Origin of the sequence: Rhizobium sp. 57MFTsu3.2 (assembly GCF_012932765.1) — a bacterium.
Taxonomy (GTDB): domain Bacteria; phylum Pseudomonadota; class Alphaproteobacteria; order Rhizobiales; family Rhizobiaceae; genus Rhizobium; species Rhizobium altiplani.
In genome coordinates this window covers 74,897-87,794 of record NZ_JDWI01000030.1, presented here as the reverse complement: position 1 = coordinate 87,794, position 12,898 = coordinate 74,897, and the positions used below count along the sequence as shown (strand labels likewise).

Annotated in this window: 15 protein-coding genes; 12 read left to right on the top strand and 3 right to left on the bottom strand. The window is 60.7% G+C overall.

Going from position 1 to position 12,898, the window contains the following annotated elements:
* Window positions 1-271: transposase (locus tag AF71_RS25230; RefSeq protein ID WP_210258344.1), on the top strand; the 271-nt coding region annotated here is incomplete at its 5' end.
* Between the two features lie 6 nt (window positions 272-277).
* On the opposite strand, the gene pcaQ is transcribed toward AF71_RS25230, so the two are convergent.
* Window positions 278-1,204, bottom strand: a complete 927-nt coding sequence (pcaQ, locus tag AF71_RS25225; RefSeq protein WP_169683739.1) for a pca operon transcription factor PcaQ — start codon at window positions 1,202-1,204, stop codon at window positions 278-280.
* A 152-nt stretch (window positions 1,205-1,356) separates the two neighbouring features.
* On the opposite strand from pcaQ, the gene pcaD reads away from it, so the two are divergent.
* The 11 genes from pcaD to AF71_RS25170 all read left to right on the top strand — a co-directional run bounded on the left by pcaD (window position 1,357) and on the right by AF71_RS25170 (window position 10,974).
* Window positions 1,357-2,166, top strand: coding sequence for a 3-oxoadipate enol-lactonase (pcaD, locus tag AF71_RS25220; protein ID WP_169683738.1), 810 nt, complete (start codon window positions 1,357-1,359; stop codon window positions 2,164-2,166).
* Window positions 2,163-2,567 (top strand): 4-carboxymuconolactone decarboxylase, encoded by a 405-nt coding sequence (gene pcaC, locus AF71_RS25215; protein WP_018856638.1) that lies wholly within the window; start codon window positions 2,163-2,165, stop codon window positions 2,565-2,567. The genes pcaD and pcaC overlap by 4 nt, the downstream gene beginning before the upstream one ends.
* Window positions 2,568-2,577: 10 nt before the next feature.
* Window positions 2,578-3,327 carry a protocatechuate 3,4-dioxygenase subunit beta gene (gene pcaH, locus AF71_RS25210; protein ID WP_169683737.1) on the top strand — a complete coding sequence of 250 codons (750 nt, stop codon included), beginning with the start codon at window positions 2,578-2,580 and terminating at the stop codon, window positions 3,325-3,327.
* Window positions 3,327-3,941: a protocatechuate 3,4-dioxygenase subunit alpha gene (gene pcaG / locus AF71_RS25205; protein WP_018856640.1), complete on the top strand. Its 615-nt coding sequence runs from the start codon at window positions 3,327-3,329 to the stop codon at window positions 3,939-3,941. The genes pcaH and pcaG overlap by 1 nt, the downstream gene beginning before the upstream one ends.
* A gap of 63 nt (window positions 3,942-4,004) precedes the next feature.
* Window positions 4,005-5,054 carry a 3-carboxy-cis,cis-muconate cycloisomerase gene (locus tag AF71_RS25200; RefSeq protein WP_169683736.1) on the top strand — a complete coding sequence of 350 codons (1,050 nt, stop codon included), beginning with the start codon at window positions 4,005-4,007 and terminating at the stop codon, window positions 5,052-5,054.
* Window positions 5,055-5,180: 126 nt separating this feature from the next.
* Window positions 5,181-6,353 (top strand): ABC transporter substrate-binding protein, encoded by a 1,173-nt coding sequence (locus AF71_RS25195; protein ID WP_169683735.1) that lies wholly within the window; start codon window positions 5,181-5,183, stop codon window positions 6,351-6,353.
* Between the two features lie 98 nt (window positions 6,354-6,451).
* A complete protein-coding gene (locus tag AF71_RS25190; RefSeq protein WP_169683734.1) occupies window positions 6,452-7,315 on the top strand; it encodes a branched-chain amino acid ABC transporter permease in 864 nt (287 codons plus the stop codon).
* Window position 7,316: 1 nt separating this feature from the next.
* Window positions 7,317-8,327 (top strand): branched-chain amino acid ABC transporter permease, encoded by a 1,011-nt coding sequence (locus tag AF71_RS25185; RefSeq protein ID WP_192305742.1) that lies wholly within the window; start codon window positions 7,317-7,319, stop codon window positions 8,325-8,327.
* Window positions 8,324-9,088, top strand: a complete 765-nt coding sequence (locus AF71_RS25180) for an ABC transporter ATP-binding protein (RefSeq protein ID WP_062368437.1) — start codon at window positions 8,324-8,326, stop codon at window positions 9,086-9,088. Before AF71_RS25185 ends, AF71_RS25180 begins: the two co-directional genes overlap by 4 nt.
* A complete protein-coding gene (locus AF71_RS25175) occupies window positions 9,069-9,785 on the top strand; it encodes an ABC transporter ATP-binding protein (RefSeq protein ID WP_113161401.1) in 717 nt (238 codons plus the stop codon). The genes AF71_RS25180 and AF71_RS25175 overlap by 20 nt, the downstream gene beginning before the upstream one ends.
* Before the next feature lie 358 nt (window positions 9,786-10,143).
* The gene (locus AF71_RS25170; RefSeq protein WP_169683733.1) at window positions 10,144-10,974 is read left to right on the top strand and encodes an MBL fold metallo-hydrolase; all 831 of its coding nucleotides are present in this window, start codon (window positions 10,144-10,146) and stop codon (window positions 10,972-10,974) included.
* Here AF71_RS25170 and AF71_RS25165 read toward each other — a convergent pair.
* A complete protein-coding gene (locus AF71_RS25165; protein WP_169683732.1) occupies window positions 10,971-11,720 on the bottom strand; it encodes a polysaccharide deacetylase family protein in 750 nt (249 codons plus the stop codon). The genes AF71_RS25170 and AF71_RS25165 overlap by 4 nt on opposite strands.
* A gap of 5 nt (window positions 11,721-11,725) precedes the next feature.
* A complete protein-coding gene (locus tag AF71_RS25160) occupies window positions 11,726-12,805 on the bottom strand; it encodes a glycosyltransferase family 4 protein (RefSeq protein WP_169683731.1) in 1,080 nt (359 codons plus the stop codon).
* Window positions 12,806-12,898: the final 93 nt, after the last annotated feature.

The following is a 12,898-nucleotide window of genomic DNA, read 5'->3' as shown; positions in this document are numbered from 1 at the left end:
CATCCTCGACAATCTCGGCTCTCACAAAGCCAAGGTCATCCGCGATGCTATCAGGGCTGTCGGCGCCAGACTTTGGTTCCTGCCGAAATATTCCCCCGACCTTAATCCGATCGAGCAGGCCTTCGCCAAGATCAAGCACTGGATGCGCCAGGCGCAAAAGCGAACCATCGAGGAAACCTGGCGCCATCTGGGCTTACTCGCCGACACCATCAAGCCAGAGGAATGCGCCAACTACTTCTCAAATGCTGGCTACGCTTCCGTCAAAACATGAAAGGCTCTAGGTCTTGGCGGCAACCTCCATCGCCGCCTCCCGCAGCGTCTGCATGAGGATCGAAAGCGGCAGCGAGGGAATGGCGTCCGTGCGCATTGTCAGTCCAACCGGCCCTTTTGTTTCGCTGGTGTCAATCGGCAAGACTTCCAGGAGGCCGTCGGCGATATCGGTTGCGACCACACCTGTGGAAATGATCCAGATGGCGTTGCTCGACCGCACGAAGGCGCGGCCGAAGGAGTCAGACACCGTTTCGATCTGGTTCGGCAGACTGGCGACGCCGTTGGCAATCAGGAAGCTTTCCACGAAGGGGCGAATGATCGAGGCGCGCGTCGGCATCAGCACGGTATATTCACCGAGCTTCGCAAACAGCGACTGGCGCGATTTCAGCAGCGGATGGCCTGCACGCACGGCAAAGACGACCTGTTCGGAGTAAAGATGCTCGAAGGAAAAGCCGGCCATCTTCTCCGCGCCGGCAAGCCGCCCGACGACGAGATCGAGGTCGCCGACGCGCAGCTGCTCCAAGAGCACCGCATTCTCTCCCGTCACGATCTTGATGCGGCTCCAGGTGTTTTCCTTGAGGAAAAGCTCCATGGCGCGCGGCATGATCCGCGTCGAGACCGTCGGCAAGGCGCCGATCCGGATCGGCGGGGCCTCGCCGAAACGCTCCTGGGATACCGAATCAAGGCCCTGGCGCAAGGCCGTGAGCGCTGCTCCCGCATGGCGCAGAAAAACGTCGCCATAGCGGGTGATCTTGATGCCGCGCCCGTCGCGCTCGAAGACCGCAACGCCAAGCACCTCCTCCAGTTCGCGGATCGTCTTCGTCACCGCCGGCTGGCTGACATTGAGCAATCCGGCTGCCTTCATCACGCTTTTCTGCCGCGCCACCTCGACAAATGTCTGTAGATGACGAAACTTCACCCGACTGTCGATCATGGATTTCATAACTCCGGAGTTATCGAAATGCCACGAAATATCATTTTACCTAACCAGATTAAACATCCAATTTGAACCAGGGTCTGTGTCGGCCCCTCTCATTCAAGTCGGCCGCGACTTGCATGGAGACCGGCACGGAGAGGAGATTTGCCGTGCAGTTTGCCCGTATCAACGACATCGCGATCCACTACCAGCTGATCAGCGGCCCCGCTGACAAGCCGGTCATCGTCTTTGCTAATTCGCTTGGCACCGATTTTCGCATCTGGCGCGACGTGATCGTACGACTGGCCGGGGACTACGCGATCATTGTCTACGACAAGCGAGGCCACGGGCTTTCCGATGTCGGCCAGGTTCCCTATTCGATCGAAGATCATGCTTCCGATCTTGCCGGCCTGCTCGATCTTCTGGCGGTCAAGCAGGCCTTCATCTGCGGTCTTTCCGTGGGCGGGCTGATTGCTCAGGCGCTCTACAAGGCGCGACCCGACATGGTGCAGGGACTGATCCTTTGCGATACGGCGCACAAGATCGGCACCACCGAAAGCTGGAATTCACGGATTGCAACCGTCGCCAGCAAGGGTATTGCGAGCATTGTCGACGGCGTCATGAAGCTCTGGTTCACGCCGGCTTTCCGGCGACCGGAGAACACGGCTTATCACGGCTACAGCAACATGCTCGTGCGCCAGCCGGTGGAAGGCTATCTTGCCACCTGCGAGGCAATCCGCGATGCCGACTACACGGACGTGGCCACCAGGATCAGCGTTCCGACGATCTGCATTGTCGGTGATCAGGACGGTTCCACGCCGCCCGATCTGGTCAGGTCGACGGCCAGGCTCATTCCGAACGCCCGCTTCGAGATCATACGCGATGCGGGCCATATCCCTTGCGTCGAGCAGCCGGAAGCGCTGACGGCAATCATCCGCGCATTCATCGATTTCGCATTGCATGGAGAAAAGAGCCCATGAGTGAACTCCACCAGCCGTCGAAGCGCTTCGAGCAGGGAATGGCGACGCGCCGTGCCGTGCTGGGCGATGCCCATGTCGATCGCGCCGAATCAAGCTCGACCCCGTTTGACAAGCCGTTCCAGGACCTGATCACGGAAGCGGCCTGGGGACATGTCTGGTCGCGCCCGACACTGACGCGCCGCGAGCGGTCGATCGTGACGATCGCGCTTCTGGCAGCACTTGGCCAGGACGACGAGGTGGCGATGCATGTCCGCGCCACCGCCAACACCGGCGCCTCGCGCGATGATATTTGCGAAGCGTTGCTGCACGTGGCGATCTATGCCGGCGTTCCCGCCGCCAATCACGCCATCAAGATCGCCAAGCATGTTTTCGAACAGATGGACGCCGGCAAGGCGGCCTGAAAGGCATAGGATGTCCGATCTTCCCAACCGCATTCCCGAAACCGGCGCATTCTTCGCGCGAGACCGCGAATGGCATGCGCCTGCCTTCACCCCAGGCTACAAGACCTCGGTCCTGCGTTCGCCGCAGCGCGCGCTGTTGTCGCTCGACGGAACGATTTCGGAAATCACAGGGCCGGTCTTCGGCCACTCCGTCATCGGTGAGCTCGACAACGATCTGATCCACAACTTCGCCAGGCCGGGCGAAAGTGCCATCGGCGAGCGCATTATCGTCCACGGCCGTGTGATCGACGAACGTGCACGCCCGGTACCCGGTGCCCTTGTCGAGTTCTGGCAGGCCAATGCCGGCGGGCGCTATCGGCACAAGAAGGAAACCTATCTCGCCGCCATCGATCCGAACTTCGGCGGATGCGGGCGCTGCATCACCGATGAATATGGTCAGTATGCGTTTCGCACGGTTCGCCCGGGAGCCTATCCCTGGCCCAACGGCGTCAACGACTGGCGCCCGGCCCATATCCACTTCTCGATCTTCGGCCATGGCTTTTCCCAGCGTCTGATCACGCAGATGTATTTCGAGGGTGATCCGATGATCTGGAAGTGTCCGATCGTCGGCACGATCCCCGACAAGCGCGCCATCGAGCAATTGATTGCGCCGCTCGACTGGGGCAACACGATTCCGATGGATGCGCGCGCCTACAAGTTCGACATCGTTTTGCGCGGCCGCCGCTCGACGATGTTCGAAAACCGCATGGAGGGGAACTGATGGTTCAGGAACTCGGCTATCTCAAGGAAACGCCCTCGCAGACGGCAGGCCCCTATGTCCATATCGGCCTGACCCCGAACTTCTGTGACATCAAGGGCGTCTATGAAAATGACCTCGGAACGGTGATGGTCAACGACAAGACGCTTGGCGAGCGCATCACGGTGACAGGCCGCGTTTTTGACGGTGCCGGTGCCCTGGTGCGCGATGCAGTCATCGAAATCTGGCAGGCCGACGGCGCCGGCCTCTATAACAGCCCGTCGGAGATGCGGGGCACGGCAGATCCGAACTTTACCGGCTGGGGCCGTTGCCCGACACGCGCCGAAGACGGCGTTTTCACCTTCGACACCGTCAAGCCGGGCCGCGTTCCCTTCAAGGACGGCCGCAAGATGGCGCCACACATCACCTTCTGGATCGTCGCACGCGGCATCAACATCGGCCTGCATACGCGCATGTATTTTCCAGAGGAGGCAGAGGCCAACAAGGCCGACCCGCTGCTTCTGCGCATCGAGCACCGGGAACGCGTCGACACGCTGATCGCCCAACGTGACGGATCGACCTATACTTTCGACATCCGGCTGCAGGGCGACCGGGAGACCGTGTTCCTCGATATCTGACCGGAGGGACTTGCGTTAAGGACATTGCAGGCGCAGTTGTCGGTCGCAGCAAGAAAGACACCGATGACCATCTCAGCCTTTGATCACCCGTTTCTGTCCGGCCTGCTCGGCGACGAGGAGACGGCTTCGTATTTCTCCGCGGCGGCAGATATTCGCGCCATGCTCGGGTTCGAAGCAGCACTCGCCAGGGCCGAGGCCATTCACGGTCTGATTTCGCATGAAGCGGCACGCCATATCGGCACGGTCTGCGCAACGTTTGAACCGAATGTCCTCAATCTGAGAACGGCCACGGCCCGCGACGGAGTTGTGGTTGCCGATCTTGTCAAACAGCTGCGCGAGGCAGTCGGGGAGCCGTACTTTGATTGCGTTCACCTCGGCGCCACGAGCCAGGATGTCATCGATACCAGCCTGATGGTTCGCCTGAAGGCAATCACGTTCCTGTTTTCAAATCGGCTCACGAAGCTTGCCAAGGTGTTCGACAGTCTCGACGCGCAGTTCGGGAAAAGCGCTTTGATGGGGCGGACCCGCATGCAGGCTGCGATCGCGATCACAGTCTCTGATCGTCTTCGCGCCTGGCGCGCACCGCTTGCCGGTTATCGGGACCGGCTGACCGAACAGGGCTTTCCCCTGCAGTTCGGCGGGGCAGCCGGTACTCTCGACAAGCTTCAGGATCTTGCCCCAGCCGTGCGCTCAGCCCTGGCCCAGGAGCTCGGCCTCTCAGACACGCCGCAATGGCAAAGCCAACGCGGGGTCGTCGCGGATTTCGCCAATCTGCTGTCGCTCATCGGTGGCAGCCTTGGCAAATTCGGGCAGGATGTCGCGCTTCTGGCGCAGGCGGGCGATGAGATCGAGCTATCAGGGGGGGGCGGTTCGTCCGCAATGGCGCACAAGCAAAACCCGGTCGCAGCCGAAACGCTCGTTGCTCTGGCGCGCTTCAATGCGACCCAACTCTCCGGCATGCATCAGTCGCTGGTGCACGAACAGGAGCGATCGGGCGCGGCGTGGACGCTGGAATGGCTCATTCTGCCGCAAATGGTCATGGCGACGGCCACTTCGCTTCGCCTGGCGCTTGAACTGGCCGGCAATATCAAGCGAATTGGGCACAAATCATAACCCCCGAGGTATGATTTTTGCCGTTTATTTCATTTTACATTACCGTTTTGAATGAGACACTATCGCCAAGGCTTTAGCTGTGAACTAAAGCGGCGTAGGAGTGCGCCATCGTCAATGGGAGGATTTATGAAACGGTTTGTCCTGGCCGCCGTTGCGGCAGTCGTCATGAGCACAGCGGCCTATGCCGATACCATCAAGGTCGGCGTCGTCGGGCCGTTCTCTGGTCCGTTCGCCCTGCAGGGCAAGAACTTCAAAGCCGGTATCGATGCCTACATGGCGATCAACGGCAACAAGGTCGGGGACAACACCGTCGAAGTGATCTATCGCGATCTGCCCGCGGCCGATCCGGCGCAGTCGAAGGCGCTGGCGCAGGAGCTGGTCGTCAAGGAAAAGGTCCAGTACCTCGCGGGATTCTATTTCACGCCTGACGCGATGGCCGTGACGCCGATCCTGAAGCAGGCGAATACGCCGCTCGTCATCATGAACGCGGCCACATCGGCAATCGTCACCAAGAGCCCGCTGGTGGTGCGCACCTCGTTTACGACGTGGCAGACCTCGACGCCGATCGCCAAGGTTGCCCATGACGCCGGCGTCAGCAAGGTCATCTCCGTTGTCAGCGACTACGGTCCGGGCGTCGACGCCGAGAATGCCTTCAAGGCAGCCTTCGAGAAGGAAGGCGGTCAGGTCGTCGAGGCGATCCGCATGCCGCTCTCGACCAACGATTTCAGCCCGATCATGCAGCGTATCAAGGATTCCGGCGCGCAGGGCGTTTTCGCCTTCCTGCCATCCGGTCCGACGACGCTCGGCTTCGTCAAGGCCTACAATGAAAACGGCCTCAAGGCTGCCGGTATCAAGTTCTTTGCGCCAGGTGACCTGACGCAGGAATCCGATCTTCCGGCACTTGGCGATGCTGCTCTCGGCATTCAGACAACCTTCCATTATGCCGTCTCGCATGATTCGCCGGAGAACAAGGCTTTTGTCGAGGCTGCAGCCAAGGCAATCGGCAGCAAGGCGGAACTGTCCTTCCCTGCCGTCGGTGCCTTTGACGGCATGAACGTCATCTACAAGATGATCGGGGCGACCGGCGGCAAGCAGGATGCAGCCAAGGCAGTCGAGGCAGTCAAGGGCCTGACCTGGGTCAGCCCGCGCGGTCCGGTCTCGATCGATCCGGAAAGCCGCCATATCACGCAGAACATCTACCTGCGCGAAGTCACCAAGGCCGATGATGGCACCTATTACAACAAGGAAGTCCAGACGTTCGAAAAGCAGGGCGACCCTGGCCTTGCGGCTGCGAAATAGAGACCTCTGACATCTGCAGCGGACCGGGATGCTTGCGGCGCCGAGCGCGCTCTAAGCACCGCAATGCCGGCCCGCTCCAACAGCATCGGGATAGCCTCATGCAAACAGTCTTCAGCATAGCCGTCGATGCGCTTGCCTATGGCATGGTGCTGTTCGTCATCTCGATCGGTCTGTCGGTAACCATGGGATTGATGCGCGTCGTCAATCTCGCCCACGGCGCCTTCGCCATGATCGGCGGCTACATCGCGTCCTATGCCGCGCGCGATCTCGGGCTTGGCTACGGTGTTGCGGTGCTTGCCGCTGTCGTTGGGACCGTCATCATCGCAATTCCTGTCGAACGCTTTCTCTACAGGCGGATTTATGGGGCGCCAGAGCTGACGCAGGTGCTGATGACGATCGGCATTACCTTCTGCATCATCGGCATTGCCAATTACGTGTTTGGTCCAACCCTGAAGACGATCCCGCTACCATCGGGATTGGAGGGCTCGGCGGACCTTGGGTTCCGAACCATCCCTGTCCACCGCCTGTTTGCTATCCTTTGCGGTCTCGCAGTCGCCGGCGGACTTTGGTATGCGATCGAAAGGACCAGCTTTGGCGTGAAGCTGCGCGCCTCCGTCGACAATGCGGCAATGGCGGCAGCACTCGGGGTACGCACCGAGATCGTCTATGCGCTAAGTTTTGCCGTTGCCGTTGGCCTTGCCGCATTCGGCGGGGTTGTCGGCGCCGAACTGCTGCCGGTCGAACCCTACTACGCGCTGCGCTATATGGTGACCTTCCTCGTGGTCGTTTCGGTCGGCGGAGCCGGGTCCATCCCGGGCGCATTGATCGCCTGCCTCGTGCTCGGCGGCATCGATACGACAGGACGCTACCTGATGCCGGAATTCGGCGAATTCTTCTTCTACCTCGCGGTCATTGCGATCATCTGCATCTTCCCGCGCGGTCTGGCGGGAAGGACGAAATAGAATGGCTGCCGTCATGAACACTGAAGCAGGTGTTTCCGCCTCCGCCCGCCTCCATCGATCGCTCGGCCGTGATGCGGCAGGCGCTGCGGCGATCCTGGTCGTTGCCGTCGTCGGCTACTTCCTGTTTCCGGATAATCTTGCGCTGCTTACCCGCATCGTCGCGGTCGCCCTGCTTGTTCTCTCGCTTGATCTTGTCACGGGCTATTGCGGCGTCGCGACGCTTGGACACGCGGCCCTCTTCGGTTCGGGCGCCTATGCCGCGGGTATTCTCTCGGCGCATTATGGCATCAATGATCCGCTGCTGATGACCCTTGCGGGCATCGCTGGCGGCGCTGTCGCGGGACTGATCAGCGGTATCATTATCCTGCGTGGCCATGGCCTGCCGCAGCTCGTCCTGTCGATCGCGCTCATCCATCTCTTCCACGAGTTCGCCAACAAGGCGTCCAGCTGGACCGGCGGTAGCGACGGGCTGTCGGGGATCTCTGCCGACCCTATCCTCGGATATTTCGAATTCGATCTTTATGGCCATACCGCCTACGTCTTTGCGATTGTCCTGCTGCTCATCGTCTTTGTGCTTCTGCGTCTGATCGTGCGCTCGCCCTTCGGCATGTTGTGCCGTGGCATAAAGGAGGATCCGTTGCGCATTAGGGCCATGGGGGCCTCGCCAAAGGCTGCCCTGATGAAGATGTATGTGATCTCAGGTGCGGTCGCCGGCGTCGGTGGGGCACTTAACGCCATCACGACACAGGTCGTTGGCCTCGACAGTCTCTCCTTCACCCTGTCGGCGGAGTCACTGGTCATGCTCGTTCTTGGTGGCACAGGCTCACTGTTCGGTGGGCTTTCCGGCACGGTGATCTTCATGCTCTTCGAGGACTATGTCTCGGCGGCAAACCCATTCCACTGGCTGACGATGGTGGGCGCGCTTTTGATCGCCGTCGTCCTTTTCGCACCGAAGGGGCTCTACGGCTCCGCCGCAGCCTTCTTTAACCGCAGGAAGGAGGCGGGACAATGAACGCCGTCTTCGAAGTTGCCAACCTGAAGAAATCCTTCGGCGGCCTTGCCGTGACAAACGATGTCTCGCTGTCTATGGCGCCGGGCGATCGCGTGGCGCTGATCGGACCGAATGGTGCTGGCAAAACGACCTTCGTCAATCTCGTGACCGGCAACTTGCAGCCCGATTCCGGCGATGTCCGGCTTGCGGGCGAGACTGTCACGAAAGTTGGTGCCAATGGCCGTGTCAAGCGCGGCCTGGTGCGGTCCTTCCAGGTTACCCGGCTCTTCCTCGAGATGACGTCGGCCGAGCATGTCGCCCTTGCCATCCTCCAGCGTCAAGGACGCACGGGGCGCATGTTCGGGAATTTTCTTGCCATGCCCGATGTGATGGATGAAGTCAGCGAGCTGCTCAGTACGCTGGGGATCGCCCACCTCATGCATCGCAAGGTGAATGAGATTGCGTACGGCCAGCAGCGGCTCCTGGAAATCGCCGTTGCGATGGCCCTGCGGCCAAAGGTGCTCCTGCTTGACGAGCCGGCCGCCGGTGTTCCCCAGAGTGACACCGGTCGCATCGAGCAGGCGCTCGCCGACCTGCCCGCCGATCTCGCTGTGTTGATGATCGAGCACGACATGGATCTTGTTTTCCGTTTCGCCAAGCGCGTTGTCGTTCTCGCGGCAGGCACGATCATCTTCGATGGATCGCCCGCCGACGTTACCAAGGATGCCCGCGTTCGCGAGGCCTATCTCGGGAGCTATGCCAATGCCAGCCACGCCGCTTGAGGTCGAAAATCTGTCGGCCGGCTACGGGCCGACACGGGTTCTCGAAGGCATCTCATTCTCCGTTCCATCAGGCGCGCGCCTTGCCGTTCTAGGCCGCAACGGAATGGGCAAGACCACCCTGCTTGCGACGCTAGCCGGGCAGACCAAACGCTACGACGGCACGATCCGGATCGGTGGTGCCGACGTGACGGCCATGCCAAGTGCGTCACGCGCGCACAAGGGACTGGGCTATGTTCCGCAGGCGCGCTGCATCTTTCCGACATTGACGGTGGAGGAGAACCTCTTCGTCGGCCTCAAGGGCCGGCCGAAGAGCGCGCTTGAGGAAGCCTATGGCATGTTCCCGCGCCTGAAGGAGCGACGCCGCAATCTTGGCAACCAGCTTTCGGGCGGCGAACAGCAGATGCTGTCGACGGCTCGCACGATCCTTGGTCGTCCGTCGGTGCTTCTGCTTGACGAGCCGCTGGAGGGCCTGGCACCCGTCATCTGCGAGGAGCTCATGGCTGCGTTCGCCGAGCTCGCGAAGACCGGCGACATGACGATCCTGCTGGTTGAACAACGCATCCAGAGCGCGCTTGATTTTGCCGACCATGTGATCGTGCTGGAGCGCGGGCGCCTCGCCTGGGCCGGGACGCCAAAGGCGCTGTCGGATGACCACGCGGCTGTCGAGCGCTTGCTTGGCGTTGGCGGTCTGCATTAGTCGGAGCAACCACGGGGCACGATCGCTGCCCCGCGGCCAAACCGCCCGCGGCGCTCTCATACTATCGACGGAGAAGCATTCAATTGTATTCCGGCAGTCGAGAAACCATCTAATAGACAAGAAAAGTGGGCCATGCCGTCTCCCATCTTGTCAGGCGTCATCGTCCGTTTACTGAAAACAAACCATAAGCAGTTGCGTTCTGGCGTGAAAACCGATTGCTTAGAAATATCTACCATTCTGCTCGCAGCTGGTAGAAACGGCACGAAGGATACGGGTCGCCGACAAAACTCAACGCTTCGCTTGTTCGTCAAAGTATGATTACCATGGCGTAGAGAGGTCGGCCCATTTTGAAGACGCGATGAGTAAAGATCTGTTTCAGGTTAAGTTTTGGGGCGTTCGCGGCAGCATCCCGGTCTCGGGCCCCGAATTCGATCGCTATGGCGGCAACACCTCGTGTATCGAAATCCGCTGCGGTGAACACCGGATGATCTTCGACGCCGGATCAGGCGTGCGCGAAGCCGGGCTTGCCATGCTCAACGAGGATATCAGGGATGTCGACCTGTTCTTCAGCCACTGCCATTACGACCACATCATCGGCCTGCCCTTCTTCAAGGCCATCTACTATCCGACGATCGACCTGACGATCTGGTCGGGCCATCTCGACGGCAAGATGAGCACGCGCGAGATGATCGAGCAGTTCATCAGCCCGCCGTGGTTCCCGGTCAAGACCGACATCTGCCAGGCGACGATGAGTTTCCGCGACTTTCACGCCGGCCAGACGCTGGAGCCGCGGCCCGGCGTCAAGATCAAGACGTTCATGCTGAACCATCCGGGCGGTGCGATCGGCTACCGCATTGAATGGCAGGGGCGCTCCGTCGCCCTGATCTACGATATCGAGCATATTCCCGGCGTTTACGATCCGGTTGCCCTTGAAATGATGAAGGACGTCGATCTCGCGGTCTATGATTGCACCTACAACGAAGACGAGATGCAGCGCTTCAAGGGCTTCGGCCATTCCACCTGGCAGCATGGCGTCGAACTGGCCAAAATGGCGGGTACCAGGCAGTTTGCCTTGTTCCACCATGCTCCATCGCGAACCGACACGCAGCTCGAGCAGATGGAACAGGAGGCCCAGGCCGCATTTCCAGGAGCTTTCGCCGCAAGGGACAATCAGGTCCTCGAAATCTAGTCCAGCAGATTGCGCGCCGACATCCAGGCGGCGCCCGGATGTTTCCCGGTCTCCTGGAAGAGGCGGGTCAGGAATTCCCACTCCGATGCACCGTGCACCAGATGGTGGGTGAGAATGCCAACGGGCTCGTCGTCTCGCGCAAAGCGCGCTTTCAATTCTGCCACCAATTCCGCGACCAGGTCGCCATGCGGACGGTTCCCTCGTTGTCCGCGCTGGTTTACGACGTCGACATGCGTGTTCAACAGGCGGATCGGGCTGTGAGCCGTGGACCTGCCGAATATCGACAGCACATCAAAACCCTGTGCTCCAAGCAGCGGGATGAGCTCGGCGCTAATCCTGTTCCAGGGCGGCACGAGCATTGGAACGAGCCTGGGGCCGTAAAGGCCTTGAAGGGTGACAAGGCCATCGCGCAATTCGCCGAGCACGAGGTCCGCCGGCCGATGGCGGCCAAGCTCCTGTTTCTTTTCCTCCGGGCCGGCATGGTTTGCATGTGACCAGCCGTGAACGGCGACAAGGATATGGTTTTCTTGTAAGAGGCGCGTTGCCAGTGCTTCGCCGGTCGAGGCTGGAATGACGGCGATGGTCAGCGGGACGGAAGCTTGACCTGTGATCGCGAGCAGGCTCTCGAGTGCGTCGGTCGGCTCGATCGCGTCGTCGTCGCGAAGCCAGAGCCGTGCCTGGCGCCCTGCCGCCTGCCAACGGTCGAGTTCCCCTCGGAGCGGCACCCAGATCTGATCGTCGGTCATGCTTTTCATCTCACGTAAGTCTGCAAAATGGTGTCGAGGGCTTTCGCCGCGACCTTGAGCGAACGTTCTTTCAGGACGAATTGGCGCGCATTTGCACCCATAGTCGAGCGCCTCATGGGGTCGTCCAGCAAAGCCGCGATTGCCGCGGCAAAGCCAGGCAGATCGCCCTCTGCCGTCAGATAGCCGGTCGTGCCGTCGATGACCACCTCCGGAACGCCCGCCGTCCTCTGGGCGACCACCGGTAACCCGGCCGCCTGCGCCTCCAGATAGGCAAGCCCATAGGCTTCCCCGCAACCCGGCCACACATAGATGCCGGAGCGGCTGAGTTCAGCAGCGATTTGTCTGCCATTCAGCTCTCCGAGCCATTCAATACGGCCCGGTTCGAAGGCGCCAAACAGTTGCTCCACGTCGGCCCGCATCGCCCCATCACCGGCGATCGCCAGTGTCCAGGCACGATCGCCAAGAAGCCTCAGCACCTTGGCCAGCATCGTGTAGCTCTTGATCTTGTCGCCGCTGCGCATCATGGCGACGGCGATCAGCCGTTGTGGCTTTGCCTGATGCAAGGCGGTCGCGAAAAGCGCAGTGTCGATGAAGGGCTTGAGTACGGAGAACGAGCCGGTCGGCAGGACTTCTGCCAGCCCCGCCCTGTCGCGTTCCGTAAAAGCGATGTTGACGGCCGCGTTACGGGCTCCGTCCACAACCAGTTTCTGCAGCGGTGCCCAATCGGTGGCGTCCCGCTTCGCCGAATAGGATGCCTCGGCCGTGACGTAGGGAATGGCGAACTCCCGGCAGAGCGTCGGTCCGAAGAAATCGGGTGACTTATAGTAGGGATGGTAACAGAACCAGAGATCCGGGCGCAGCCCGCCTGACCAGTCCTTGCGGAGACGTTGCAGTTCCACCTGTCCCGCCGGCCATAGCCCGGCGGCATCCTCGGCGCTGGCAGCAAAACTGCGGAACTCCGAGACGACCTCGACGGAATGTCCGGCCAGTTCCAGGGCCTTCATGATGAGCCGCGCCATCAGACGGTCACCTGAGGGAACGGGATGGTTCGGGGACTTCAACGGTGCATAGAATGCAACCCGCATCAAAGCGCCTCCGTGGACACACACTGTTTACAATCGATGTCTGGGCTTGCCACGAGAAATTCCGCTATTGTCGGCTTCCTTAGGTTTTGCTGA

Bases quoted from the DNA above. Each gene is read 5' to 3' on its own strand.
- AF71_RS25185 (WP_192305742.1), top strand. From the start codon at position 7,317: ATGGCTGCCGTCATGAACACTGAAGCAGGTGTTTCCGCCTCCGCCCGC.
- AF71_RS25200 (WP_169683736.1), top strand. From the start codon at position 4,005: ATGACCATCTCAGCCTTTGATCACCCGTTTCTGTCCGGCCTGCTCGGC.
- AF71_RS25160 (WP_169683731.1), bottom strand. From the start codon at position 12,805: ATGCGGGTTGCATTCTATGCACCGTTGAAGTCCCCGAACCATCCCGTT.
- AF71_RS25170 (WP_169683733.1), top strand. From the start codon at position 10,144: ATGAGTAAAGATCTGTTTCAGGTTAAGTTTTGGGGCGTTCGCGGCAGC.
- AF71_RS25195 (WP_169683735.1), top strand. From the start codon at position 5,181: ATGAAACGGTTTGTCCTGGCCGCCGTTGCGGCAGTCGTCATGAGCACA.
- pcaQ (WP_169683739.1), bottom strand. From the start codon at position 1,204: ATGATCGACAGTCGGGTGAAGTTTCGTCATCTACAGACATTTGTCGAG.
- AF71_RS25180 (WP_062368437.1), top strand. From the start codon at position 8,324: ATGAACGCCGTCTTCGAAGTTGCCAACCTGAAGAAATCCTTCGGCGGC.
- pcaC (WP_018856638.1), top strand. From the start codon at position 2,163: ATGAGTGAACTCCACCAGCCGTCGAAGCGCTTCGAGCAGGGAATGGCG.
- AF71_RS25190 (WP_169683734.1), top strand. From the start codon at position 6,452: ATGCAAACAGTCTTCAGCATAGCCGTCGATGCGCTTGCCTATGGCATG.
- AF71_RS25165 (WP_169683732.1), bottom strand. From the start codon at position 11,720: ATGACCGACGATCAGATCTGGGTGCCGCTCCGAGGGGAACTCGACCGT.
- AF71_RS25175 (WP_113161401.1), top strand. From the start codon at position 9,069: ATGCCAGCCACGCCGCTTGAGGTCGAAAATCTGTCGGCCGGCTACGGG.
- pcaH (WP_169683737.1), top strand. From the start codon at position 2,578: ATGTCCGATCTTCCCAACCGCATTCCCGAAACCGGCGCATTCTTCGCG.
- pcaG (WP_018856640.1), top strand. From the start codon at position 3,327: ATGGTTCAGGAACTCGGCTATCTCAAGGAAACGCCCTCGCAGACGGCA.